Source organism: Serratia sp. BNK-23 (genome assembly GCF_047456145.1).
GTDB classification, from domain to species: Bacteria; Pseudomonadota; Gammaproteobacteria; order Enterobacterales; family Enterobacteriaceae; genus Serratia; species Serratia nematodiphila.
The window spans coordinates 1860479-1883948 of the sequence record NZ_CP179900.1; the positions used below are offsets into that span (position 1 = coordinate 1860479).

Genomic DNA, 23470 nt, shown 5'->3' on the forward strand with positions numbered 1-23470 from the left:
AAAGGGCCGCCGTCTCGGCGGCCGCGGCGTTATGCCTGAAATTGACAAATGAATTCGTGGTTCTGCAGCGCGATATGCAGCTGGCGATAGCGCTGGTCGTTGGCGCTGCCGGTCAGCAGGGTGTGGCTGATCTGCGGCAGCAGGGTGTTGGTCAGGATGGCGTCGACCATGCGGCCGCCGGACTCCACCTCGGTGCAGCGGCTGACGATCTGCTCGATAACCGCGTCGTCGAAGGTGCAGACGATGTCGTGATTCTCCGCCAGGCGGCGCTGAATGCGGCCCAACTGCAGGCGCACGATGTTGCCCAGAGTGGCGTCGGTCAGCGGGTAATACGGCACCACCAGCAGACGGCCGAGCAAGGCGGCCGGGAACACCGACAGCAGCGGTTGGCGCAGCGCGCCGCTCAGCGCCTCCGGCTCCGGCAGCAGCTCCGGATCGCTGCACAGCCCGGCGATCAGATCGGTGCCGACGTTGGAGGTCAGGATGATGATGGTGTTGCGGAAATCGATATGGCGGCCTTCGCCGTCCTCCATCCAGCCCTTGTCGAACACCTGGAAGAAGATTTCATGGACGTCCGGGTGCGCTTTCTCGATCTCGTCCAACAGCACCACGCTGTAAGGACGGCGGCGCACCGCCTCGGTCAGCACGCCGCCTTCGCCGTAGCCGACATAGCCGGGCGGCGCGCCTTTCAGCGTCGAAACGGTGTGCGACTCCTGGAATTCGCTCATGTTGATGGTGATGACGTTCTGCTCGCCGCCGTACAGGGTTTCCGCCAGCGCCAGCGCGGTTTCGGTTTTGCCGACGCCGGAGGGCCCGGCCAGCAGGAACACCCCGACCGGCTTGTTCGGATCGTCCAGCCGCGCCCGTGAGGTGCGCACCCGGCGGGCGATCAGATCCAGCGCATGGCGTTGGCCGATCACGCGCTGGTTCAGGGTGTCGGAGAGTTGCAGCACCGCTTCAATCTCGTTTTTCACCATGCGGCCCAGCGGGATGCCGGTCCAGTCGGCCACCACCGCCGCCACGATGTTGGCGTCGACGGCGGCGAAGATCAGCGGCGCTTCGCCCTGCAGCGCGCTCAGTTGCTGCTGCAGCTCGCCCAGTTGGGCGCGCAGCGCGTCGGCGTCAGGGCCCGCCTCCGTTTCTTCGCCGGCAGGCTCCTCCGCTTCCTGCCGGTGCAGCTGGGCGCGCAGTGTGATGATCTCTTGGATCAGCGTCAGCTCTTGCTGCCAGCGCTCGGTCAGCTGTTTGAGCTCCAGGCGCAGCGCGGTCAGCTGAGCTTCAATCTCCTGCGGGCGCAGGGGATCGCCGATGCCGACCTTGGCCTCGCGGCGGGCGATATCCAATTCGATCTGCAGCGCATCGATGCGATGGCGGCAGTCTTCAACCTGGGCGGGCTCGGCGTGTTGGCTGACCGCCACGCGCGCGCAGGCGGTATCCAGCAGCGCCACCGCCTTGTCCGGCAACTGGCGGGCCGGAATATAGCGATGGGACAGCCGCACCGCGGCGTCCACCGCTTCATCCAACAGCAGCACGCGGTGGTGTTGCTCCAGCGGGCTGACGGTGCTGCGCAGCATCAGCAGCGCCTTGTCTTCGCTCGGCTCGTGCACCTGCACCACCTGGAAACGGCGGGTGAGCGCCGGGTCTTTCTCGATGTATTTCTTGTATTCCGACCAGGTGGTGGCGCCAATGGTGCGCAGTTGGCCGCGCGCCAGCGCCGGCTTCAGCAGGTTGGCGGCGTCGCCGGTGCCCTGGGCGCCGCCGGCGCCGATCAGGGTGTGAATTTCGTCGATAAACAGGATGATTGGCGTCGGGCTGGACTGCACTTCGTCGATCACCGCCTGCAGCCGTTTTTCAAACTCGCCCTTAACGCCGGCGCCGGCCTGCAGCATGCCGATGTCCAGCAGGCACAGTTTCACGTCGCGCAGCTGTGGTGGCACATCGCCGGCCACGATGCGCAGCGCCAGGCCTTCCACCACCGCGGTTTTCCCGACGCCGGCCTCACCGGTCAGCAGCGGGTTGTTCTGGCGGCGGCGCATCAGGATATCGATGATTTGCCGGATCTCTTCATCGCGGCCGGCCACCGGGTCGATCTCGCCGTCGCGCGCTCTGACGGTCAGATCCTGGGCATACTGCGCCAGCACGCTTTCACCGCTGCGCGCCGCGCCGGATGCGTTCTCGGCGCGGCTTTCCGCCGGCGCATCCTGGGCGTTTTCCGCCGAGTGAGCGGTAATGACGGCGAACTGCTCCATCAATAGATCGGCGTTGATGCGCTCGAACTGCGGGGAAATGGCCTTCAGCAGATGGCGCAGGCTGTAGGTTTTCAGAATGCCGAGCAGCAGGTGGCCGCCGCGGATGCGCGCCGCGCCGAATTTCAATGAGCCATAGACCCAGGCGCGTTCTACCGCGCTGTCGATGTGCTCGGACAGATCGGAGATGGCGCTGGCGCCGCGGGGCAGGCCATCGAGCGCCTCGACGATGTCGCGCGCCAGCTGCGCCTCGTCCAACGCGAAGTGGCGGACGATCTGCTGCAGATCGCCGTCCGGCGATTGCATCAGCTGATGCAGCCAGTGCGCCAGTTCGACGTAGGGGTTACCGCGCAGCTTGCAAAACGCCGTCGCACTTTCCAGAGAGGTGAATAACAGGCTATCCAGTTTGCCAAATAATACCGAGCGGCTGATTTCAGACATGGTTTTCCTCAGGTCTCAGGGTGGCCTGGCGCCGCAGGGCGCCGGCCGAAATAGGGTCAGAACGGGTTTTCCAGCGGTTCAGGGCTGAAGATCAGATCGTCGAGATCGCGCTGTCGCCGATGGTCGGCCAGCCAACTGCTCAGGCCCAATCGCTGCGCGCCGCCGAGCTGGATGCCGTGCGCCTGTTCCTTCGCCAGGATCAGGCGCACTTCCCAGACGAACTCGATGCCCAGGTATTGGCGCACCCAGTCGCGCAGTTGCCGGCACAGCTCGGCGCCCGGCAGGAAGCGGTCATAGTCCTGCTGCGGCATCGGCCCCAGCTCGATGCGGAACTTGTGCTGGATATCGCGCACCGCGATGCCGAGAAAGGCCGACTCGCCGAGCCGCGGCGCACCGCGCCCGGCCTTGAGCCGCGCCTGTTCGCGCGGTTCCACCCGCAGCCAGTGCGGCACGTTTTCGACGATGCGCACCGGCACCTTGAAATACTGCTGCAAAATCTTGCTCAGGCCTTCCGGATCGCGGCTGTGGCGAATCAGATGACCGGCCATAAAATGCTTGGCGTGGGCGTTGATGCTGTCGCGTTCCTGCTGCGCCGGCTGGCCGATGCCGATCAGGCTCGACAGGTACTCGTCGAAGCGCCGGTTGTCCTGGCGATCCAGCGATACCGTCGGCTGCGCGTCGGCCCAGGCGCGGTAAAACAGCAGCGTCAACCGGTGATGGAACAGATTGGTGAACGCCAGCAGGGTGGTGTCCTGATGGTGATACACCCGTTCGCGCACGTATTCGGTCAGGTGCAGCGGCAGCGGCCCGTTGGGGCCGAACAGGCCGAAGCTGAAGATCGAAACGTCGTGCAGCGGGCTGTTGGCGCGTGGCGCCACCTGCGCCAGCGTGGAGGGCGCGAACGACAGCGACGGCTCCTGGCCCAGGCGCAGCATCTCGTGGCGCGGCAGCGGCGCTCGCCCCAGCAGATAGGGCTGGCCGCCCTGGGCGTCGATGCGTCGCAGCAGTTGAAACAGATCGTGCTTGTAAGGCGCACTGCGCAGCCGCGGCCAGAAGTCGTCCGGCAGCCGATACAGCGCATTGATCTGCGGCGGCGCCAGTTCGGTGGCGATCATCTCCGCGCTCATATCAGCGTCCTTTTGCCCATGCGCGCCTGCCAGTGGGCGATTTCGCCGCGCTGCTGGCTGGAGAGCGTCATCTCGGTGAAGGTGTTCATCGCCACCAGGCGCGAGAACAGGCGCTCCAGCACGCTGCCGAGCAGGTAAGGGCTGTTGCCGGAGAACGCCTGCTCATCGACCGTCAGATCGATGGCGATACCGCGCGCGAACACGATCGGGCCCGGCTCCGGCACACGCCGATAGACCGGCCGCAGGTTGCAGTGGCGCACGCCCTGGATCTGTTTGGCGATCGCCGGCTCGCTCAGGTTGCCGTACAGCCCCAGCAGCTGGCGCAGGCTGGCGGCGCCCTGTTCCGGATCGCCGTCCATCATGCTGAGGTAGTTCAGCTGCAACTGGCTGATCAGCCGCCAGGTGATCATCCCTTCGGCCAGCGCCGGGCGTGGCGGGGTGGGGCCTTTGCGCAGCGAGACCTGCTTGATCGGGATCGAATCGGGCATCACGAAGTTGCCCTGATCCTGTTGCAACAGCATCAACGGCAGATCGCGGCTGGTGCACAGCACGTCGGCGGTGAGGTATTTCAGATCGCTGTGCCACGGCGATTGCCGTTCGTCCACCAGCGACACGAACACTTCCGAACCGGCGTAGCCGGTGCGGGTGCCGTAGCGGCGGGCGTGCTCCGACAGCGTGCGCTGTTCGCGCCGCAGCGAAAAGTAGGCGCCATAGTTGCCGTCGTCCGCGCTCAGGGTGCTGTAAAACGGCCGAAACTCTTGCTCGTAGCGTTTTTCGCTGGCGCTGCCGCCGAGCCGCTGCACCGAAAACACTTCGTAATCCAGCGGCCGGATATTGTCGACCACCAGATGGTATTCGTGGTTCTTTTCGTTGATCGCGATGCGTTCGGCCACTTTCGGAAACAGGTTGATCACCGGCGTGCAGTGCAGCGCCAGGTGGGCGGCGTCGACCACCCGTTCCAGCGCGGCATCATGCCGATCCAGCAGTACCACGATTTCGAACTGGCGCAGCCCCTTTTTCCCTTCGCGCACGCTCTGCAGCAGCGGACGCAGGCCGTTGACGCTGAAGAACTGGAAGCGCGCCGGGAAGGCGAAATACTCCTGCAGCAGCCGGTAGCCTTCGAAGTTGCGCAGATCGTTGGGCAGCAGCGCCTGATCGGCGGCGAAGCCCTCCTGTCGCAGCCCGTCCAACGCCAGCGCCCGCCGCTGCGGCTGAGCCTCCACCGTTTGGCAGACAAGCCCGACGCTGTGCTGCATCAGCAACTCCAGCAACTGCTGCGCCTGCATGTCCGGCCCGGCTAGGTAAAACATCAATTGATCCAGCTGCAGGTTGTTGAGCGTCACACTTTCGTAGCACTCAAGACGAATGCGCAGCGCGCTGACGCAGCCGCTGTGCTGCAACCCCAGCGAGGCCAGCGGGATATCGGCCGGAATGCCGCCCAGCTCGACGCCGGCGATGCGCACCGGCTGCAGCGTGACGTCATGCGCCGTGGTGTAACTGCAGGTGATGCCGCTTTTCTTCAGCGTCTGGCTGTCCATCATGGTGCCGCGCGGCACCACGAAGCCGTTGCTGATGTCGCCTTTGCTGCTGTCCGGCTGCAGCTCGGCGATCGCCATCGACGGCGTCGGCGACAGGTAGTTGGGGTAGATGATCTCCAGCAAGCGCTGAGAAAAGCGCGGGAACTCGGCGTCCATTTTCAACTGCACGCGCGAGGTGAGAAAGGCAAAGCCTTCCATCAGGCGCTCGATATAAGGGTCCGCCACGTCGATGCCGCGCATGCCGAGGCGGCCCGCGACCTTCGGGTACTGTTCGGCGAACTCGGCGCCCATCTCACGCAGATAGGCCAGCTCGCGGTTGTAATAATCTAACAGTTTACTGTCCATCGCCTTACCCTATGTCTTTCAGATCGAAGTGGCCGTTTTCCAGATCCACGTCGGTACGGAACAGAAACTCCAGCGGATAGGGCACGCACCACAGGCGGCCCTTGATTTCGATCGACAGCACGTTGTGCAGCTCCAGCGAGCCGGTATCCGAGATGCAGCGCACCTGCAGCCCCTCGGGCAAAATGCGCGGCTCGAAATGGAGAATGGATTCGGTCAGCGCGCGCTGAATGTCGAGCCATTCGATGTCCGACATGCGCTTGCCCGCCAGCGAGGCGATGCCGTAATTCAGGGTGGAGCGCCGCACCTGCGGAAAATCGCCGAGATCCAGATTGGATTCGCTGTTGACGCAGTTGAACAGCCACTGCAGATCGCGCAATACCCGGCGGCGCAGCTCGCTGTGCGACACCAGGTTGCGCACCTGCGCCTCCTGCTTTTTCTGCGGTTCGTCGTCGGTCAGCATATCGAGCAGCACCGGCTGCATTTTGTCGCGCGAGGTCAGGCGTTCGCTGTCCTGACGATAGCGATAGCCCTGGTGGCGCAGATCGCCGCCGTCGTAGTGGGGTGGGCGCTTATCGTTCATGGTCAGGCGCTCGCGTCGAAGCTCAGCTGCCGCAGGCTGTGCAGTGGGAATTCATCGCTTTCGCTGAGCCAGGTTTTCAGGCCCAGCCCCGCATAGTGGGTGCCGTCGCCCAGCGGTTGCCATTCGGTGCGCTTGCCGAGCAGCAGCGCGTCGTCGCTGCCTTCGGGCAGCGGATAACGGGCGGGCAGTTGGCATACCTGTTCGCGGCCATCGGTCAGGCGCACCAGCGCATGGCTCCACACCAGGTCGATGGCGCTCTGCGGCGCCTGGAACTGGATCGCGGCGATGTCGGCAAACGGCAGCCAGTAGTAAACGCCGTTCAGCGCCAGTTCGCATACCGGCCCGAGGCGGCCGTCACCGTCGGTCAGCCAGTCGAAACGCAGCTGCCGTTCTTGTTCGCCTTCGGCCAGCGTTAACCGCCCGGCGCCGGCCGGAGCGGCCTCCAGCGCTTCATCACGCAGCGCCTGGGCCTGTTCGGCCGCCCCTTGCGCATCCTGATGCAGCGCCTGCACCATCAGTTTCAGCCAAGGCTGATCCTGCCGCAGCAGCGCCGGCGCGGCCGTGCCGGCAAACACCGCCTGGCGTTGCAGCTCGGCGTTGACTGACTGCATCAGCAGCAGCGTGGTCGGTTGGGCGATAGGTTTCAGCGCCTGCCAGGATTTCAGCTGCGCGTTGGCGCGCGTCCAGTTGCCGCTCAGACACAGCAGTTGCACCAGCGCGGCGCGCAGGTCGGCATCCGCCGGTTTCGCCTTGATATCGTTTTCGACGGCGGTGATGGCCGCGCCGATCGACTGGCCTTGCAGCATGCTTGCTAATGATTTCACAGGCTTTCCTTATAATCAGTGAGTGGCGCCGCTAACCGACAGGTAGCTGCCGCTGGCGGGATCAACCCGGTCTGCGGCCAGCTTTTCCACCAGTTTGAAAGTCAGCGGGGCGGGGGCGCTCAGCAGCGGCTGCCAGGCGGTTTGCGCCTGCTGCACGCGCTGTTTGATCTTGTTCTCGTCGGCGGCGTCGACGCGCGGCATTTCAACGATCGCTTCACCGTTGAACGCCCAGGCGTGCAGCTTCGGTTCGAAGTTCAGCAGCAGGAAGCTGCCCGGCGCCTGCGGGTTGCCGCCCAAAATGAGCCGTTGGGCGTTGGCGCTGACGACGGTCAGCGCGCGATCGCCGCCGTTAACCTGCGCCAGCGGGTAACCTTGCAGGAACCACAGCGTCGGCGAGAGGGTTTGGCCGCCCTGTTGCAGCGTGACCGCGCCGTTGCCCTGCAGCCAGCCGTCCTCGCCGCAGCGCAGCGCGGCGCCGGCGGGAATGAACAGCGAGCCGCCGTTGGCCTCGTCACGCCAGAAGGTGCGGAAGTGGCAGCCCTGCGGCAGGCTGAAACGCTGAGCCGACGCGCTGTCCGCCTGCGGAGAAGTCACGGCCACCGCCGCAGGGATCGCCGGTTGCGGCGGGGTTTCCGGCGGCTCGGAGGCCTCTTGTTTGACCACCGGTTTCCAGCCGCGCGCTTTGGCGGCTTCGCCGCTGGCCAGTTTCTCTCCGCGCTTGTCGGTCAGCGTCCAGGGCAGGTGGCCGGCTTTCGGGCACTGCTTTTCCAACAGATTGCCGACGCGCGGCAGGAAGTCGTTCAGCACCGTCGGATCCTGGCTTTGCGCCGAGACGATACGCAGCGGGATGCTTTTGCCGCACCAGCTTGCCGGATTGCTGTTTTTGACGTCATCGATAAACACTTCCAGCTTCTGGCTGGGGGAGTAAACCAGGCGATAGTTCATCGCCTGCGCGGTCGGCACCGCCATCAGGGCGACGAGCCCCGGCATCCAATATTTCATAGTGAACCTTGCTGTGAATGTGCGCTGCTCAGTCGCGGCTCAGAAACCGCTCCGCATCCGCCAGCGAATGCAGCAGGGTGGTTTCCTGCGGTGAGCCAATCCAGACGGCGATAGCGCTGTAGTTATCGCTGTTATTGTTTTTCTTCCATGCCTGCTGCATCAGGGCGATCCACTCGCTGGGGGAGTTGACCATGTGCAGCGACTGTTCCAGTTCGGCCTGGCTGAAGCTGTGCCAGAATCCGTCGGTGCACAGCAGGAAAACGTCGCCGTCTTCCAGCTGCAGCACGTCGCTGTAGGTGGCGTCGCGCTCTTCGTTGAGCCCCAGCGCGAAATACAGCAGGTTGCTGTTGATGCCGTTGGTCTGATAACCGGCGTCCTGCATCTGTTGGATCAGGCTGTGGTCGGTGGTGACGGCATGCAGGTAGCCGCGGCGGAACAGGTACAGGCGGCTGTCGCCGGCGTGCGCCCAGTAGGCCAGCTGGTAATCGCGATCGATAAACAGACTGACCAGCGTGGTGCCCATCTTGCTGTATTCGTCCGACTGCCGCTGTTGCTGGTGGATGGCGGCATTGGCGCGCGTAATGTGCTGACGAATGCTCTGGGCGTTCAGGTGCTTTTCGCCGTCGAAGTTTTGCAAAATGGTGTCGCGCGCCAGTTTGGCGGCGATATCGCCGCCCGGAAAACCGGCGATGCCGTCGCACACCACGAAGCAGGCGGCGCGGTTGCCGAGCACCTCGCCGGTCTGATCCTGGTTGGAGGCGCGGCCGCCCTGGTTGGAGGTAGAGGCTATGGTGATATTCATTACGCGTCCGGTTTGGTCTGTGAGTCTTTGTATTGATTCACTTCAACGTCATAGGCGTGCAGGAAGGCTTCGCCGAACAGGGTGTGGAAATCGTCCTCGATTTCGCCGGAGGTTTGCTGATAGTTCTTCACGAAGTAGTCCCACAGCGCGGCCTTGCGGTTGGCGGGCAGTGACAGACGCGGCGCCACGCCTTCCTTGCGCGCTTCTTCTTCGAGACGTTCCGGGTTAAACGACTGCAGCATGGCGGCGATGATGGCGCGAATGCCGGCGATCATCCCCAGCTGGTGCGCCTGCAGGTCGATCAGCGCATCGCGCACCGCCTGTTCCGGCGGCATAAAGCCCGGCATCTGGCTGCCGAACATCTGCATCAGCACCGTTTTGCCCGAAGGCAGCAGCTTGAACGGGTTGTTGGCCTCGTCGAGGATCATGGTCATCTCCGCCTTCACGCCGCGCTTGAGGATCGAGCGGGATGAGAGCAGGGCGACGGTGCCTTGCGAGAACAGGCTCAGCAGGCGACCGGCCAGGCGGATCTGTTGTTCGTCGAAATGTGGCTGCGGCTGCAGATCGTCGAGACCGACGCCTTGCAGCAGCGCCGTCAGCAGCGGCCCCTCCAAGGTGTCGCCATTCGGCGCGGCGGCGTGCTGCCGCTGAGCGGACTGGTAGGCAACCGGATCGATGCCCAGGCGGTTGCCCTGGCGCGGACGCGGCGGCTGCGCAGGCGGTTCCTGCTGGCTGAACTGCGGCGCGGGTTGGGGTTGCGGCTCGGGTCTCTGCACGGGCGGCGGCGTCGGCTGAGGGCGCGGCGCTACCGGCTGGGCGGCGATCGGCGCCGGTGGTGGGGACGGCGGCTGTACCGCTTCCTCCGGCTGAGCCAGCGGCACGGCGCCGCCCATCAGCAGCCCCAGCGGATCGTTGCTGTTCAGCGTCTCTGGCGAAGCGGGCGCGGATGAGCCGCCGAACAGCGCCAGCGGATCCAGCTCTTGTTCCGGTTGCTGCGCATTCTGGACGGGGGGAGCCGGGCGCGGCGGCGCAGCCTGCTCCGCCAGCAGCGCGCTGGGGGTGGTATCGGCCAGGATATGCTCACGCTCAAAAGTGGAGTCGGTGTTGAATAAGGCGGCCGGATCGGTTTGCTGTTGCTGCAGTTGGCGCAGATCGACATCGCCCGCCAGCTGCGCCAGCGGATCGGCCGGGTTCAGCTCGCGAGCGGGGGTATCCAGCAGCGGATGATTGTCCGGATTGGCGATCGGCGGCGGTGTGACGGCGGCCGGCGCGTTCGGCGTAAATTCTTCCACCAGGCTGTCCCAGATTTCGTTGGGGATCGGCGCGGCGGATTTTTCTTTGGCGGCGGCTGCAGGGGCCGCAGCAGCGGCAACGGCGGCGACCTTGGCCACCGGTTGAGCCTGCGGCGCGGCGTGTTGCTGCAGTGCGCTGACTTCGATCTGGTAATCGTCGATGCCGAGCACGTCGCCGTCCTGCAGTTCAACCTGGCGGCCGCGCTCCAGCGGAATGTCGTTCAGCAGCACGCGGGTGACGTTGCCACGGTTGGTGATGCGGCATTCGCCGTCAGCGGAAATATGCACGATCGCCTGCAGGCGGGAAATGGCGCGCTCTTCGTCCGGCAGCACCAGGTTGTTGTCCACGCTGCGGCCGATGGTGCCGCCCGGCGGCAGAAAATCGCAACTGCTCTGCGGCGGAACCTGGCCGCTTTTATTTTTTACAATGGAAAATCGCATAAGGCATTCCTGCTGATTAGATCTTATGGCCAGACAGTGGAACTCGATAACTGGATGAGTTTGACTTAATTTCTTTCCTAAGAGAGATCTTTGAATGTGAGTGACTAATTTTTTGGGTTAACGCATTATATGGTCGAAAACTTCAATATAATAACGTGAGACTGTATATGTCAGGTGATGTCATTGCTATTATTCGCATTATTCTTAGCCTTTCTTTTGTAATAGAGATTAGTTGGTAATTGAGACAGGTAAGTAAGGGCGAATATAATACTGGCGTACCACACCTCATCATAGTCTTGAAATTTTATATTGAGCATTGGATCCAGTATCTCAGAACCATAGTTAAACACTAAACCCTGGATGATGCTTGCAAATAAATTCACTATGGTAGCCATCACAAAAAGAGAATAGGATTTTTTATTGTTGGTTTTTTGTTTTAGGTGATAAAGCCCGACAAATACTAAGACTGACAGGAAAAAGTATAAAAACACAAATGAGTAAGAGTAGGTGGAAAGCGTGACGTCATCGATCACTGTTTTGTTTCCTCATCGATTAATTTGTAAATTCCATAGCCAGTTATGGCATTGGAAAAAACCTCTGCGCCTAATGGAACCGTGCCAAGCTTTTTCCATCCAATAATATAATCGCTATTTATGTGTTTAAACAACCGCCAGGAGTCAGGTCTTAATGACTTGCTAAATATACCGTACCCGGATAGTGAGATGTCAACGGAACTATAAACGATGTCAGCTTCATTTTTATTATAGCCTAGATAGTTAGCCGCGTAGTGGTATGCCTCTCTTATACTGCCAATCTTATCTTTTCTGAAAAGTAAATAATAGCCACTTTCGTAAACATTATTTGCTCCTTGAGCCATTAACGGTACGCCAACGCCCCCGCAGGCCATGCCTGCAGAAAGTGCACAGGTTCCGATTCCGGCAAATATCTGAGAGCCGCCGCTGACAAAACCAACTTGTTTCATCACCAGGTTTGAAAATCTTTCTCTTTTTTCTTTTTTTATTGCGACAAAGAGCTTGGCTTTACCTGTATTAATGTTGAATTCTTGTTGTTTGAGGTTGTTGATTTCCTCTTCAATTATACTGATTGCTCCAGAGTAGGATGTGCAGTGTATACTGATATCCCTTTGTGCAAACTGAATAAGTTGGTCTATTTCCAGTGAGAAATTAGCTCTTGATTCGTTGGTGTATAGATACTGTCGTGAAAACGTTCTTGATAGTTTTTTGAGTTCATCGACAGATCTATCCAGATCTGCTTTTGTTTTGTATTGCATCAGGATTCCTTTCCTATTTTTCTAAACTAACATTTATTATATGTAAGGATGCGTATTTATTATCAGTTGTCGTCTTTCCCTTGGTACTTCTTGATGATGGCTTGTAACGCTTGGCTATGTACAAGATCGATGTACTTGGCCATCGTCATCGGCTCCCCAGACATGCTGTCATAGGGCTTTGCCAGAAATTCTTTTGCCAGCGCCCTGACGGCGGTATGCGCCTCCAGAGAATAATCGCCGAACTCCATGTAGCCCCGAGCGGCGGCGGCGGCATCGTTTTTGACTTCTTTGGCTGAGTACCCCTCGGCGATACAAACGCTAAGCGCGTAGTTTTTGAGGTACTCGGCAGGGGAATAGTCAATTTCTGTCGCTGCATTGACGTTCAACGTTGCGGCGATGGCCACAGTCAGTGAGATTTTTTTCACTGATTATTTCCGAGGAGGATTTTCATTTACTCTGTCCGGATTGTCTTTCACCCAATTATCATTAGGGCGCTGTACATAATCTTTCGCAAGTTTATCAAGCTCTTCACTATGGTACATATCCATGCACTTCATTAAGTCTAAGCGGCTTTTCCCATCCTTAGCATTGTAATTCTTTTGCAAATACTGCTTTGTCAGCTTGATGATAGGGGATTCTTCATCACGAATTGCATAGTATGACCAAGCATCGATACCATTCGATGAGGCAATTGCATCTTTGCTAGCCTCTGGTGATGTCTTATAAGCGACGGAAATGCAGTAGGTTAGAGCAATATCCTTGTAGTTTTGCAAATAGCTTCTGTATGCCGCTTGCGGCGGCCAATTTTCAATCGACTCTTCTTGATTTTTCTGCGCTATAGCACAAGTGGCATATAGACAAAAAAAGGAGATAAGGATTTTTTTCATCTCAACACTCCAAAATCCGTATGGTTTGTGCAGAGTAATACATAACCAGCGCATGAGTATCTCAATGCTTGATGGCGAATACCCAGTGAAAATAATTAATAAAACTCTAATTTTCTTAAGTTGATGGTTTTATAAAATTGCAACTTACAATATTAATTATTAATTAGAGTAACGTTCGAAGATGGCTTTAGCCTCACTGGAACTCTGCAGCGAAAGGCAATCTAAAGTATGATAACTTCCTTTAACTGAGCCTTGACTATTTTTATTTGCGTACTGTTCAGCCAGTTTTTCGCCTTGTTCGAATGCATCCATGGGGAGTTTACTGAATTCTAAATAGGCGGAAGCGGAACGGAAGGCATCTTGCTTGGTTTTTTCTGAGTCAGTAGATTTCCCAATACAGCGGCTAATCAGCCAATTTTCATAAATTTCGCTTTGAGGTAAGTTTTCTATTTTTATATCTTCCGCCAGCAACATAGGAGAAATGAGAAGAAGAGCAAGGGCGATGTGGGTAGTCTTCATTTTAATATCCAAAGTGATGCTACTTCAGGAACAAAAGATCCATTCTCAGGATCCCCCATGAAATGACAAGAGTCAGAGCAAATGTCACCGTTCCATAATGTGACATGTCCTCTGGCATTTCGCCAGCCATTTCCTTGTATAACCATTATCCCTTTTTTACCTGAGAATTTAGCTGGGGTAGGGGATTTCACCGTGATATCAGGCTTGCCGAAGTTCTTTTCTAAAAAGAGAATCATATCGTTAACACGATAAAGATACCATTTTTTATCTTTACCAGACACAGTCGCATAACCGGAGTTAGAGGGAATTGGTATGCCTGTATAGTTGAGTACATAACTCATTCGTATAGGACAAGCATTTTCAAAAATACCGTTTTCAATATTGCTTTCTACTTTTCCACCAATCAATGCACCCACTTTTTTTACATTGATATTGACTTCAGAAAAACGAATCCATGCGGGTCCAAATAGAGGTTTTTTCATCCTGACTCTCCATTGTATCCATGTTATGAACCCCCGGCCGTAGCCGGGGGCAGACAAATTAAGCTTCGCGGTTTTCCTTGATGTTCCAACCTGCGCTGCTTTCGGCGCCTTTGCCGCCTTTGTCGCTCTGCTCCCAGTACTGCTGTTTCACTTTCGCCGCCTGGAAGGAGTAGGTGACGCCCACGGTGTCTTCGCCGCCTGCACCGGTGTACTGCACGGCGGTGACCAGCACGTCTTCCAGAGTGATTTTTGCGTATTCAACCTGGGTGCCGCCCGCCTTGCAAACCGACAGCTCAATCTTGGTCAGGTGTTTGCCGCTTGAGCAGTGTTTCAGCAAGGCCGGGGTTGACTTGTCGATCAGCGCGTTGACGTGCAGATCGTTGAAGCACACTTTACCGGCGCCACCGCCGCCGCCAACGCCCATATTGCCCGGTTGAGAAGCGCCCCAGGAGAAAGAAGTAATGTCGGTCCAGCCTTTGTGATTCGAATCTTTGGATTCGCCGCTGGCACCTTCAACTTTCAGGAACATATCAATAGCCATAGTTTCTTCACTCTTTATTAAGGGTTAACAGTAGTATTAACGTTACGTTGAAAAACTCAGGTAATAGCAGCAGGAATTGCAAGTGTGGTAATGCATTACCAATTTATATCCTTGTGCCATGCACCTTCTTAAATACCGAAAACTATCGGTACGGGTTACCGAGCCACTATTAAGTGCTAATGGCTCAATGCTTAATTATTTCGCGTTATCTTGGTTCCACATGCGATCCGGGTTTTCTGCGATAGGCTGACGATGAGGTTGATACATCAGCCAGGCCGCGCGATCGCGGCCTGACTTCAGTCCATCAGGACGCGTCGTTTTGTTTCAGCGAAGGCAGCTTCGACACCAGGCGCAGGGAGACGGTCAGGCCTTCCAGCTGGTAGTGCGGGCGCAGGAAGAACTTGGCGCTGTAATAGCCCGGGTTGTCTTCAATCTCTTCCACCTGCACTTCCGCCGCGGCCAGCGGTTTGCGCGACTTGGTTTCCTGCGAGGAGTTGGCCGGATCGCCGTCCACGTAGTTCATGATCCAGTCGTTCAGCCAGCGCTCCATGTCGTCGCGCTCGCGGAAGGAGCCAATTTTGTCGCGCACGATGCACTTCAGGTAATGCGCGAAGCGGCAGCAGGCGAACAGGTACGGCAGGCGCGCGGAAAGCTGGGCGTTGGCAGAGGCGTCGGCATCGTAATATTCCGCCGGCTTCTGCAGCGACTGCGCGCCGATAAAGGCGGCGAAGTCGGAGTTTTTGCGGTGCACCAGCGGCATAAAGCCGTTTTTGGCCAGCTCGGCTTCGCGACGATCGCTGATGGCGATCTCGGTCGGGCACTTCATGTCCACGCCGCCGTCGTCGCTCGGGAAGGTATGGCACGGCAGGTTCTCCACCGCGCCGCCGGATTCCACCCCGCGAATGGCGGTGCACCAGCCGAACTCTTTGAACGAACGGTTGATGTTGGCGGCCATGGCGTAGGCGGCGTTGGTCCAGGTGTAGTTGCCGTGGGTCGCGCCGTCGGTATCTTCTTCGAAGTCAAACTCGTCCACCGGATTGGTGCGGATGCCATACGGCAGGCGCGCCAGGAAGCGCGGCATCACCAGACCCAGGTAGCGCGCATCTTCCGATTCGCGCAGGCTGCGCCAGGCGGCGTATTCGGTGTTCTGGAAAATCTTGGTCAGATCGCGCGGGTTGGAGAGCTCCTGCCAGGACTCCATCTGCATCACGCTTGGCGCGGTGCCGGCGATGAACGGGCAGTGCGAGGCGGCGCCGATCTTGGCCATTTCGCCCAGCAGCTCCACGTCCTGCGGGCTGTGATCGAAGTAGTAGTCGCCCACCAGGCAGCCGAAGGGCTCGCCGCCGAACTGGCCATACTCTTCTTCGTAGATTTTCTTGAAGATCGGGCTCTGATCCCAACCCACGCCTTTATAACGCTTCAGCGTGCGGCCCAGCTCCTGCTTGGAAATGCTCATGAAACGGATCTTCAGCATCTCGTCGGTTTCAGAGTTGTTGACCAGGTAGTGCAGGCCGTGCCACGCGCCTTCCAGCTTCTGGAAATCGTCGTGGTGAATGATCTGGTTGATCTGCTGCGACAGCTTTTCGTCGATTTCCGCGATCAGCGCCTGGATGGTGCGGTAGGCGTCGGAAGAAACGGTGACGGTATTTTCCAGTGCCTGCTGCGCCAGCGTTTTCACCGCGTTCTCGACCGCTTCTTTGGCCTGATCGGTCTTCGGCCGGAACTCTTTGTTCAACAGCGCGCTGAACTCATCGCTGGAAAAAGTCTCGGTGGTTTGCAACGCATTCTGTTGCTGAGGCGAGTTGCTCATCGATTAATCCTCACGCTCGTTGTTGTCATCGTTAACCGCCGGCTTCGGCGCGTCGGTCAGGGATTTCAGCAGCGCCGGGTTTTGCAGGATCTTGGAGATCAGCTCCTCGGCGCCGTTTTTACCGTCCATGTAGGACAGCAGGTTGGAAAGCTGGGTGCGGGCGTCCAGCAGATTGTCCAGCGCGTCGACCTTGCGGGCGATAGCGGCGGGGGAGAAGTCTTCCATGCTTTCGAAGGTCAGATCGATGTTCAGCTTGCCTTCGCCGGTCAGGGTATTGTCAACCTGATAAGCGACGCGCGGCTTCAGCGATTTCATGCGCTCGTCGAAGTTGTCGACGTCGATTTCCATGAACTTGCGCTCTTCCACGCTGGCTTGCGGATCGACCGCTTTCCCCACCAGATCCGCCATCACGCCCATCACGAACGGCAGCTGGATTTTGCGCTCTGCGCCATAAATTTCGACATCGTATTCAATCTGTACGCGCGGCGCGCGGTTGCGGGCGATGAATTTCTGCCCGCTGCGGGATTTCGAGTTTGACATGATTTACTCCATCTAATGGCGATTGGGAACGCGCCTCGTCCGGCTGGGAGAGTCAGGTTCTGATTCGGGTCTGCGCAGGGGCAGACGGTATCGGGTGTCGTCAAGAGAACAAAAGTCGGCGGCTAGCTGTTCTCCTCGTTGTCGGGGCGACCGAGAATGGTCTCCAGTTGGTTAAGCCCATCGGGCGCCAAATCGCGGACGATTTGCATAAAGTCCAGCGTAATCAGTCGCTGTACCCGATCGATCATCAGCGGCGCCGGGTGGCTTGGCTCATGAAGACGAAAATAGTTTTTCACCTTGTCCAGCATCAGCTGAGCGTCGTCGCGCGACTGGATCTGCGCGCTGCGCCAGTTGAGTGGGGCAGAGGCGCTCTGCACGGCGGCCGGTGGCTGCTCAGCGGCGGTTTCCTGTGTGGCGTCCGCTTCGGTGGCGGCCGGGGCCTCGCTCTGGCCGGCGAGCGCCACCAGCGAAAAGACCTTGGTCAGCGCGCTCATTTCCGGCAGCGCGCTTTCACCCAGATGGCGGGTGACTTCGCTGCGTATGGCGGCCAGGGTGTTGGCGATGTGCATCACCAGCGCGCCTTCGGGGCGATCCTGTTGCGCCAGCTCATCCTGCAGCCGTGCGCGGCCGCCGGGAAAGTTGGGGCACTCTTGCTTGCTGCCGTCGAGCAGGGCGCCCGCATCGCGCAACGAGATTTCACCGGCGGCGCTTTTCAGCAGCGACGCGGCGCGCACGCTGGCGGCCAGCGCGGCCTTGTCGCCAAGGTCGGCCAGCGCGTTGATGCGAAACAGCGGGTCGGCCTCGCCGTCGAACTCCAGCGGCGGCTGCAGGGCATCCCAGTAGCGGAGTATCGCCTGGTGGATCAGCGTCAGCCCGTCGGCATAGCCCGGCAATCCGCGCAGCTGGGTCCAGGCGCGGGTGAGATACAGCATGACGCGCAGGTCTTTGGTGCGCGCCAGCAGCGAGCTTGCGAGACGCTCGACCTGCACCCAATCCGGCGCTTCTTCCGGAATGATGGTGCTGCCGAATTGCTGTTCGGCTTTGCCGGTGGCGGCGCGCGCCATGGCCAGAAAGTCAGCGTCGTATTCCAGGTTGTCGCCGCAGGGCGTGTCCGCGTCAACCGGGGCCAGCAGGGTATCGGTGTCGATAGCCATAAAATTTCCTTCAACGAGCGATGTTAATCAAACATTTGCGGGTACTGGCCGCCGCGGCCGGGGCGCGCCCAGCCGTTGGGCTCGAACAGCAGTGAAAACAGCTGCACGGTGAGGTTGCCGCTGTGCACGTGGGTGTAGAGCGGGTGTCCGTCGGCCTGATTGGTCCACCAGAAGCTGGTGTACTGCGCCGGATCGAAACAGTCGGCGGCCTGTTGCCAGCCGAGGCCCGGTACGTCCGGATGCTGGAACCCGATAATCGACAATATCTCGGAGTCCGCTTCCGCCGGCGGGCTGGGCAGCGCCGGGATCGCCTGCAGCGTGCGGTCGATCTGTTCGGCGGAGAAGCCGTTGCGCACGCCGTTCAGCAGGGTATGGCCGAGCTGTTGGTACCAGCTCGCCGCCATGTTCAGCTGTTGCGGGCGCCAATCCTGTTGGCTGAACAGGCGCAGCGCGCAGATGGGGTAACGCCGCCCGACGCGGTCGCGCGCCGGCAACAGGCAGCCCATCTGCACGTACTGGCTGCCGAGCGTGGCGGGGATCACGAAGTTCCACACCGGCGCGTTGCTGAACGGGTGATCGTTTGGCCCCTGCGCATCGCGCTGCAAATTCACCAGCCCGTTATGGAACCAGTGGGCCCAGTTGTTGATCACCGGGTCAGGCAAACGGCGTTGCAGGAAGTCACCGGCGGAAGGAAGTTTGCCGTACCAGCCGATGCTCGTCGGGGCGCTTGAATCAGTGCTCATGGTCATGTCCTTTCGGGGCTACGGGCACGAGAAGGCCGGCAGTTGGAACGGATTGCGAATGCTGTTGGGCGTGAACTCCAGCGTGACGCGGTGGCCGTCGAGATTGAACGTCGCCTGACGGCCGAGGCCGCCGGTGCCCGAAGACTGCGCCATATCCACCAGGCGGTTCAGCGCCCACGGCCCGCTGGTCACCAGGCTGGCGGTGGTGCCGTTGGCCAGCGCCAGCTGCAGATGCACCTGGTTGGTATTGCGGGTGCCCGGCCAGCTGACCACCAGCGGCACCTGCGGACCGTGGCTGTATTTGAACAGCTGCCCGTCGATATCCAGCGTCAGGTTGAGGATGTCGTTATCCATCCGCACCGGCCGCACGGTCACGCGGTACGAGGGCGTCGCGGTACCGTTGGCGAAGAAGGCGTCGCGGATGCGCTGCGCCTGCTGGAACGAACGCAGGATGCCTTCGCCGCCGGGCAGCGTCTTGCCGTCCACGCCGGGGGTAAAGCGCCAGTTGGCGCGGGTAGTGTCGACCTTGCCCTGCAGGTTGTCGCGGAAGAAGCTGTCCATCAGCCCGCTGTTCGGCGCGAACATGCGCGCCAAATCGTCCGGCGTCACTTCCTGGCGCGCCCGGGCCACCAGCGGATAACGCCCGGCAATCGCCTGGCGACAGAAGCTGCCGACCTCGAAGCTGATGCGTTTTTTCACGTTCTCCATCTCTTTGCGCTGGGTGTCGCTGCTGGCGCCGATCGCCAGCGACAGCAGCATCTGTTTGAACGGCACCGGCAAGCGGCCGGACTCGGCCTGCAGGCGCGGGATGATGTCGCTCGGCGGCGCCGACATGCCGCTGTTGGCCGCGCCTTGCACCGCCGTCAGGTAGCTGTACAGCTCATCGACCTGTTTCAGCACGCTGTCGAAAGGGATCGCCTTATTGCCTTCGCCCTGGCTTTGCGCCAGCTCCAGCAGCGGCGCGAAGTGCGCCATCACCAGCTGTTCCGGCTGGGCCGACACGTCGCCGTCGGCGTTGGCCGGCCGGTTGGTGAACAGCGCCTCCAGCGTGCGGTTGGCGTTTTGATTCAGCCTGTCTTCGGTTTTGGCCAGCAGCGAGCGGGAATCGGCATCGCTTTTCTCGTCGCGCAGGGTAACGTTTTTGCTGACGTTGACCAGCAGGTTGCGCATCGGCGACGGGTTGCCTGACAGCAGGCGCGCGCTGCTGATGCGTTGGGTCAGGTTGCCGATGTTGGCCAGTTGGATATCCCCCAGCAGCTCATCCCAGGCGCTGATGAAATCCTGCATGTACAGCTGGCGGATGGTCTTGGTCAAATCGGCGCTCTTCTGCTCCGGCGTCTGGCTGTTCAACACCCAGACGTCTTCCTTGCGCAGGGTATCGGTCACCGGATCGATGTTGTCGTTGAACGCTTTCCAGTACCCTTGCGAGGTGAACAGGCCCGGCACGCCGTCGGTGACCGGTTTGCCGCTTTTGCGGCTGAACGCCAGCTCGGTCTGCGGGCCGGCCAAATCGACCAGGCTGACCGGCTTGATGTCGGTCTGTTTCAGCAGCAAGCGCTTGAGGCGGCCATAGACGCGCTGCGACAGCGGCGCCCGATTGATGGCGGCCTGCGCCTGCGCCACCAGCTGTTCATCTTTGGCGTAGGGCGAGGCCTGGATCTGCGCATCCAGCAGTTGGCTCAGGTGCCATTCGATCTGCTGCAGCTGTTTTTGGGTGCTGCCCTGCGGCAGGTTGCGCTGCAGGTTGAGCATCACCCAGGCGCGCAGGAATTTGCCGTCGTACTGCTTCGGCAGATACAGCATCTGGTAGGCCTTCAAAGCTTCATAGCTGAAGTCCGCGTCGCCGTGGTTATCGTTGCGCAGCGTGGTGGCGATCTGTTGCGCCACCTGCGGCAGCAGCAGCTCTTTCAGCGCTTTTTGATACAGGGCATTGCCGGCGTCACCGACCTGATCGCCGCGGAACAGCCCCATGCGGTAAGTGAACGGCGGATCGTCCAGCGAAAAGTTCTGGCTGTCCGGCAGGTGCAGCAGGCTGTTGAGGAACGGCAGCAGCGAGAACATGTCGCCGTTGCCCACCTGCGTCAGGTTTTGCCCCTGGCGCTCGACGCCGGGCACCTTGGCGGCCACTTCCGCCAGGTAGGCCTTGTTGTTGCCGTAGCTGGTGAACCAGAGCATCGCCAGCACCGCCAGGACCACCGCCAGCGCGATGTAACCCGCCCAGTGCAGGGCGCGGTTGCGGTATTCCCACCAGCGGTTGCTGCCCGCCAGCCCAGACTCCTGGAAGATCACCGATTCCAGCGTCTCTTTCAGGAAGAAGCTCTGGCCCTTGGCCGCCGGGATCGGCGTTTCCTGGCCCACGCTGTCCCAGGCCGCGTTGGCCTGCGCCCCTGAGTTGGCCGTCGGCAGCTGCAGGTAGCGGTTCAGTTCGCCCATCACCCGGTCGAACGGCAGCCCCTCTTGGGTGCCGCTGGTGAAATAGATGCCGCGCGGGGTAAAGCGGGTTTCAAAACTGGAGGTGGCGAACACCTGTTCCAGATAGTGGCCGAGCAGCGGGCGCAGCGCGGCGAATTCCTGCGGGAACAGATAGCTTTCGGCGCGTTGGCGCGCGTCGTGCTCCATCAGCAGCGTATCCGGCAGCGCCGCATCCAGCCGTTGTTGCAGCAGGGCATATTGCTGTTCGAAGGCGGCGTTCAGGTTGAAGTCCGGCTGCCGCGAGCGTTCGTAAGGGAAGGTGAATCCCCAGATCTGGTCGCGCTGCGCTTTGTCGAAGCTGCCGAAATAGGCCATAAAGCCGTTGAGCAGGTCGGTTTTGGTCACCAGCACATAGACCGGGAAGTGAATACCCAGCTGTTCGTGCAGTTCGATCAGGCGTTTGCGCAGCGCGCTGGCCTGGGCGGCGCGCGCTTCGGCGCTGTCGCTCAGCAGATCGGCGACGCTGATGGTGACCATCACGCCGTTGATTGGCTGGCGGGTGCGATATTTTTTCAGCAGCGCGACGAAGCTTTGCCATTCGCCGGCGTCTTCTTCGCGCTGGCTTTCCTGGGTGGTGTAGCGGCCGGCGGTGTCGAGCAACACGGCGTCGTTGGTAAACCACCAGTCGCAGTTGCGGGTGCCGCCCACGCCGCGCAGCGCGGATTTGCCGAAGCGATCCGCGAGCGGGAAGTGCAGGCCGGAATTGACCAGCGCGGTGGTCTTGCCGGCGCCGGGCGCGCCGATGATCACATACCACGGCAGTTGGTACAGGTATTGGCGGCTAAAGCGGGTCATCCAGCGGTGTTTGCCGTCGCCCTGGCCCGGGGCGAAGCGCGCCTTTTTCAGCAGCTGCGCCGCTTCGTCGAAGCGCTGCGCCAGCTGATCGTCTTGTTTAACCTCGGGCTTGCCGTCTTCCGCCGGCACCGTTTCGGCGGCGCGCAGGTTGCTCAGCAGGCGGCTGTTGAACCAGGCGCTGTAGAGGCGCGGGATCAGGCGGCACAGGAACCAGATCAGGTAGATGACGCCAATGGCGATCTGGCGGTTGAGTTCCGGCTCCAGCGGGCGATAGTCGCCGATGGCCACCAGCGGGCCGATCATCCAGATGATGAACGCCAGCGCGGTAATGCCGACAAAGCCCCACAGCAGGCGGCTGGTGATGATGGAGAATAACGTACTGAGCATTACTTTCCGGTTCCTTGCGGCAAGCCGTTGATTTCCGCCTGGGTGTTTTCCGGGGCGACCAACAGCGTAATTTCTACCCGGCGGTTCAACGCGCGGTTCACTTTGTTATCGTTCGGCGCGACGGGGTTGCTCTCGCCGCGGCCCTCGGCCTTGACCCGCTGCGGGTTGGCGAGGTGTTTTTGCAAGCGGGCGCTGACCGCTTCGGCGCGCGCCAGCGACAGCTCCCAGTTGGAGGCGAAACGGGCGCTGCGGATCGGCAGGTTGTCGCTGTAGCCGGTGACCAGGATCTTGCCGCTGACGCCGTTCATGGCGGCGGCGATGCGGTCGATGACCGGGATATAGTTGGCGCGCACCGTGGTGGCGGCGGAGTCGAACAGCCCGTCGCCTTTTAGGATCACCACGCTTTGCTGCGCTTCGTCGCGCACCACCACCAGCCCTTCGGCGATCTCTTTGCGCAGGAAGCTTTTCAGGCTCAGCGTCGGCGGCGCGGCCGGCGCCGGGTTACCGATCGCCACCTGCGGCAGATTGGTTTGGTAAATCGCCGCCAGCACCGGGCTGGTGTTGTCGCCCAGCCGCCAGTTGAGGGCGATGAACAGCAGCGAAGCCAGGAAGCCGGTCAGCGCCACGCAGGCCCACAGCGGCACCAGCGGGCGCCACAGTTTTTGCTGTACCGGCAGATCCAACGCATGAGGCGACAGGGGAGGGGCGTAGCCGCCGCGCACCGTCCGGATCAGCTGCAGCAAGCGCTGTTTCATGGTTTCCAGCTGAGAACGGCCGTTTTCCATCACCCGATAGCGGCCTTCAAAGCCCAGCAGCAGGCAATAATTGATCAGTTCCAGCAGGTTGATGTGCTCACGCGGACTCTGCGACAGCTTGGCCAGCAGCTGGAAAAACTTTTCGCCGCCCCAGGTTTCGTTATGGAAGGTCACCAGCAGCCCGCTGCCGGACCACACGCTGTTGCTGCCCCACGGGGTCAGCGCCGCCGCTTCATCCAGCGCGGTGCACAGGCAATAACGCGCGCCGATGATCACTTCGTACGGCAGATTGGCGCGTTGGCCGCGGATCTCGAAGCGGCGCATTTCGTCGATCAGCTGTTGGCGCAGCTGCGCCGGGTTGGCGTGCGTGGCCGACTGGCGGATCTGCGAAATGGCGTTCAGCAGCGGGTTGGCGGCGTCCACCAGCGGATTGGCCGCCGGCGCCATGCTATTTTC

General features: G+C 60.3%; 21 protein-coding genes. All 21 read right to left on the minus strand.

The window, feature by feature from the left end:
* Positions 1 to 29 precede the first annotated feature (29 nt).
* Positions 30 to 2687 (minus strand): type VI secretion system ATPase TssH, encoded by a 2658-nt coding sequence (gene tssH, locus ACMGF9_RS08755; RefSeq protein ID WP_118891931.1) that lies wholly within the window; start codon positions 2685 to 2687, stop codon positions 30 to 32.
* A gap of 56 nt (positions 2688 to 2743) precedes the next feature.
* Positions 2744 to 3814 carry a type VI secretion system baseplate subunit TssG gene (tssG, locus tag ACMGF9_RS08760; protein ID WP_076740722.1) on the minus strand — a complete coding sequence of 357 codons (1071 nt, stop codon included), beginning with the start codon at positions 3812 to 3814 and terminating at the stop codon, positions 2744 to 2746.
* The gene (gene tssF, locus ACMGF9_RS08765; protein ID WP_049188373.1) at positions 3811 to 5697 is read right to left on the minus strand and encodes a type VI secretion system baseplate subunit TssF; all 1887 of its coding nucleotides are present in this window, start codon (positions 5695 to 5697) and stop codon (positions 3811 to 3813) included. Before tssF ends, tssG begins: the two co-directional genes overlap by 4 nt.
* Before the next feature lie 4 nt (positions 5698 to 5701).
* The gene (locus tag ACMGF9_RS08770; RefSeq protein WP_004934985.1) at positions 5702 to 6277 is read right to left on the minus strand and encodes a type VI secretion system baseplate subunit TssE; all 576 of its coding nucleotides are present in this window, start codon (positions 6275 to 6277) and stop codon (positions 5702 to 5704) included.
* A 2-nt stretch (positions 6278 to 6279) separates the two neighbouring features.
* The gene (locus ACMGF9_RS08775) at positions 6280 to 7101 is read right to left on the minus strand and encodes a type VI secretion system accessory protein TagJ (RefSeq protein ID WP_276552589.1); all 822 of its coding nucleotides are present in this window, start codon (positions 7099 to 7101) and stop codon (positions 6280 to 6282) included.
* Between the two features lie 15 nt (positions 7102 to 7116).
* Entirely contained in the window at positions 7117 to 8103 is a 987-nt protein-coding gene (locus ACMGF9_RS08780) for a type VI secretion system-associated protein (protein ID WP_261438065.1), read from the minus strand.
* A gap of 28 nt (positions 8104 to 8131) precedes the next feature.
* Positions 8132 to 8905: a PP2C family protein-serine/threonine phosphatase gene (locus ACMGF9_RS08785; RefSeq protein WP_015378289.1), complete on the minus strand. Its 774-nt coding sequence runs from the start codon at positions 8903 to 8905 to the stop codon at positions 8132 to 8134.
* Positions 8905 to 10638: a type VI secretion system-associated FHA domain protein TagH gene (gene tagH / locus ACMGF9_RS08790; RefSeq protein ID WP_015378288.1), complete on the minus strand. Its 1734-nt coding sequence runs from the start codon at positions 10636 to 10638 to the stop codon at positions 8905 to 8907. The genes ACMGF9_RS08785 and tagH overlap by 1 nt, the downstream gene beginning before the upstream one ends.
* 170 nt (positions 10639 to 10808) lie before the next feature.
* Positions 10809 to 11171, minus strand: a complete 363-nt coding sequence (locus ACMGF9_RS08795) for a hypothetical protein (protein WP_015378287.1) — start codon at positions 11169 to 11171, stop codon at positions 10809 to 10811.
* Positions 11168 to 11929 carry a DUF4225 domain-containing protein gene (locus tag ACMGF9_RS08800; RefSeq protein WP_306377869.1) on the minus strand — a complete coding sequence of 254 codons (762 nt, stop codon included), beginning with the start codon at positions 11927 to 11929 and terminating at the stop codon, positions 11168 to 11170. The genes ACMGF9_RS08795 and ACMGF9_RS08800 overlap by 4 nt, the downstream gene beginning before the upstream one ends.
* A gap of 62 nt (positions 11930 to 11991) precedes the next feature.
* The gene (locus ACMGF9_RS08805; RefSeq protein ID WP_046896722.1) at positions 11992 to 12345 is read right to left on the minus strand and encodes a T6SS amidase immunity protein Tai4 family protein; all 354 of its coding nucleotides are present in this window, start codon (positions 12343 to 12345) and stop codon (positions 11992 to 11994) included.
* A gap of 12 nt (positions 12346 to 12357) precedes the next feature.
* On the minus strand, positions 12358 to 12816 hold the full coding sequence (locus tag ACMGF9_RS08810; RefSeq protein ID WP_031299756.1) for a T6SS amidase immunity protein Tai4 family protein: 459 nt from the start codon (positions 12814 to 12816) through the stop codon (positions 12358 to 12360).
* Positions 12817 to 12975: 159 nt separating this feature from the next.
* Positions 12976 to 13335, minus strand: coding sequence for a T6SS amidase immunity protein Tai4 family protein (locus ACMGF9_RS08815; protein ID WP_118891935.1), 360 nt, complete (start codon positions 13333 to 13335; stop codon positions 12976 to 12978).
* Positions 13332 to 13817, minus strand: a complete 486-nt coding sequence (locus ACMGF9_RS08820) for a type VI secretion system amidase effector protein Tae4 (protein WP_071796739.1) — start codon at positions 13815 to 13817, stop codon at positions 13332 to 13334. The genes ACMGF9_RS08815 and ACMGF9_RS08820 overlap by 4 nt, the downstream gene beginning before the upstream one ends.
* Before the next feature lie 58 nt (positions 13818 to 13875).
* Positions 13876 to 14358, minus strand: coding sequence for an Hcp family type VI secretion system effector (locus tag ACMGF9_RS08825; RefSeq protein ID WP_004934962.1), 483 nt, complete (start codon positions 14356 to 14358; stop codon positions 13876 to 13878).
* A 304-nt stretch (positions 14359 to 14662) separates the two neighbouring features.
* Entirely contained in the window at positions 14663 to 16168 is a 1506-nt protein-coding gene (gene tssC, locus ACMGF9_RS08830; RefSeq protein WP_004934958.1) for a type VI secretion system contractile sheath large subunit, read from the minus strand.
* 3 nt (positions 16169 to 16171) lie between these two features.
* Positions 16172 to 16708, minus strand: a complete 537-nt coding sequence (gene tssB / locus ACMGF9_RS08835; RefSeq protein WP_015378282.1) for a type VI secretion system contractile sheath small subunit — start codon at positions 16706 to 16708, stop codon at positions 16172 to 16174.
* 122 nt (positions 16709 to 16830) lie between these two features.
* Complete coding sequence (gene tssA, locus ACMGF9_RS08840; RefSeq protein WP_021504103.1) at positions 16831 to 17862, minus strand: type VI secretion system protein TssA; 1032 nt, start codon at positions 17860 to 17862, stop codon at positions 16831 to 16833.
* 23 nt (positions 17863 to 17885) lie between these two features.
* The gene (tagF, locus tag ACMGF9_RS08845) at positions 17886 to 18605 is read right to left on the minus strand and encodes a type VI secretion system-associated protein TagF (protein WP_004934950.1); all 720 of its coding nucleotides are present in this window, start codon (positions 18603 to 18605) and stop codon (positions 17886 to 17888) included.
* A gap of 18 nt (positions 18606 to 18623) precedes the next feature.
* Positions 18624 to 22259 carry a type VI secretion system membrane subunit TssM gene (tssM, locus tag ACMGF9_RS08850; protein ID WP_015378280.1) on the minus strand — a complete coding sequence of 1212 codons (3636 nt, stop codon included), beginning with the start codon at positions 22257 to 22259 and terminating at the stop codon, positions 18624 to 18626.
* The gene (locus tag ACMGF9_RS08855; protein WP_004934945.1) at positions 22259 to 23461 is read right to left on the minus strand and encodes a DotU family type VI secretion system protein; all 1203 of its coding nucleotides are present in this window, start codon (positions 23459 to 23461) and stop codon (positions 22259 to 22261) included. The genes tssM and ACMGF9_RS08855 overlap by 1 nt, the downstream gene beginning before the upstream one ends.
* Positions 23462 to 23470: the final 9 nt, after the last annotated feature.

Bases quoted from the DNA above. Each gene is read 5' to 3' on its own strand.
- tssH (WP_118891931.1), bottom strand. From the start codon at position 2,687: ATGTCTGAAATCAGCCGCTCGGTATTATTTGGCAAACTGGATAGCCTG.
- tssG (WP_076740722.1), bottom strand. From the start codon at position 3,814: ATGAGCGCGGAGATGATCGCCACCGAACTGGCGCCGCCGCAGATCAAT.
- tssF (WP_049188373.1), bottom strand. From the start codon at position 5,697: ATGGACAGTAAACTGTTAGATTATTACAACCGCGAGCTGGCCTATCTG.
- ACMGF9_RS08770 (WP_004934985.1), bottom strand. From the start codon at position 6,277: ATGAACGATAAGCGCCCACCCCACTACGACGGCGGCGATCTGCGCCAC.
- ACMGF9_RS08780 (WP_261438065.1), bottom strand. From the start codon at position 8,103: ATGAAATATTGGATGCCGGGGCTCGTCGCCCTGATGGCGGTGCCGACC.
- ACMGF9_RS08785 (WP_015378289.1), bottom strand. From the start codon at position 8,905: ATGAATATCACCATAGCCTCTACCTCCAACCAGGGCGGCCGCGCCTCC.
- tagH (WP_015378288.1), bottom strand. From the start codon at position 10,638: ATGCGATTTTCCATTGTAAAAAATAAAAGCGGCCAGGTTCCGCCGCAG.
- ACMGF9_RS08800 (WP_306377869.1), bottom strand. From the start codon at position 11,929: ATGCAATACAAAACAAAAGCAGATCTGGATAGATCTGTCGATGAACTC.
- ACMGF9_RS08810 (WP_031299756.1), bottom strand. From the start codon at position 12,816: ATGAAAAAAATCCTTATCTCCTTTTTTTGTCTATATGCCACTTGTGCT.
- ACMGF9_RS08815 (WP_118891935.1), bottom strand. From the start codon at position 13,335: ATGAAGACTACCCACATCGCCCTTGCTCTTCTTCTCATTTCTCCTATG.
- ACMGF9_RS08820 (WP_071796739.1), bottom strand. From the start codon at position 13,817: ATGAAAAAACCTCTATTTGGACCCGCATGGATTCGTTTTTCTGAAGTC.
- ACMGF9_RS08825 (WP_004934962.1), bottom strand. From the start codon at position 14,358: ATGGCTATTGATATGTTCCTGAAAGTTGAAGGTGCCAGCGGCGAATCC.
- tssC (WP_004934958.1), bottom strand. From the start codon at position 16,168: ATGAGCAACTCGCCTCAGCAACAGAATGCGTTGCAAACCACCGAGACT.
- tssB (WP_015378282.1), bottom strand. From the start codon at position 16,708: ATGTCAAACTCGAAATCCCGCAGCGGGCAGAAATTCATCGCCCGCAAC.
- tssA (WP_021504103.1), bottom strand. From the start codon at position 17,862: ATGGCTATCGACACCGATACCCTGCTGGCCCCGGTTGACGCGGACACG.
- tagF (WP_004934950.1), bottom strand. From the start codon at position 18,605: ATGAGCACTGATTCAAGCGCCCCGACGAGCATCGGCTGGTACGGCAAA.
- tssM (WP_015378280.1), bottom strand. From the start codon at position 22,259: ATGCTCAGTACGTTATTCTCCATCATCACCAGCCGCCTGCTGTGGGGC.
- ACMGF9_RS08855 (WP_004934945.1), bottom strand. From the start codon at position 23,461: ATGGCGCCGGCGGCCAATCCGCTGGTGGACGCCGCCAACCCGCTGCTG.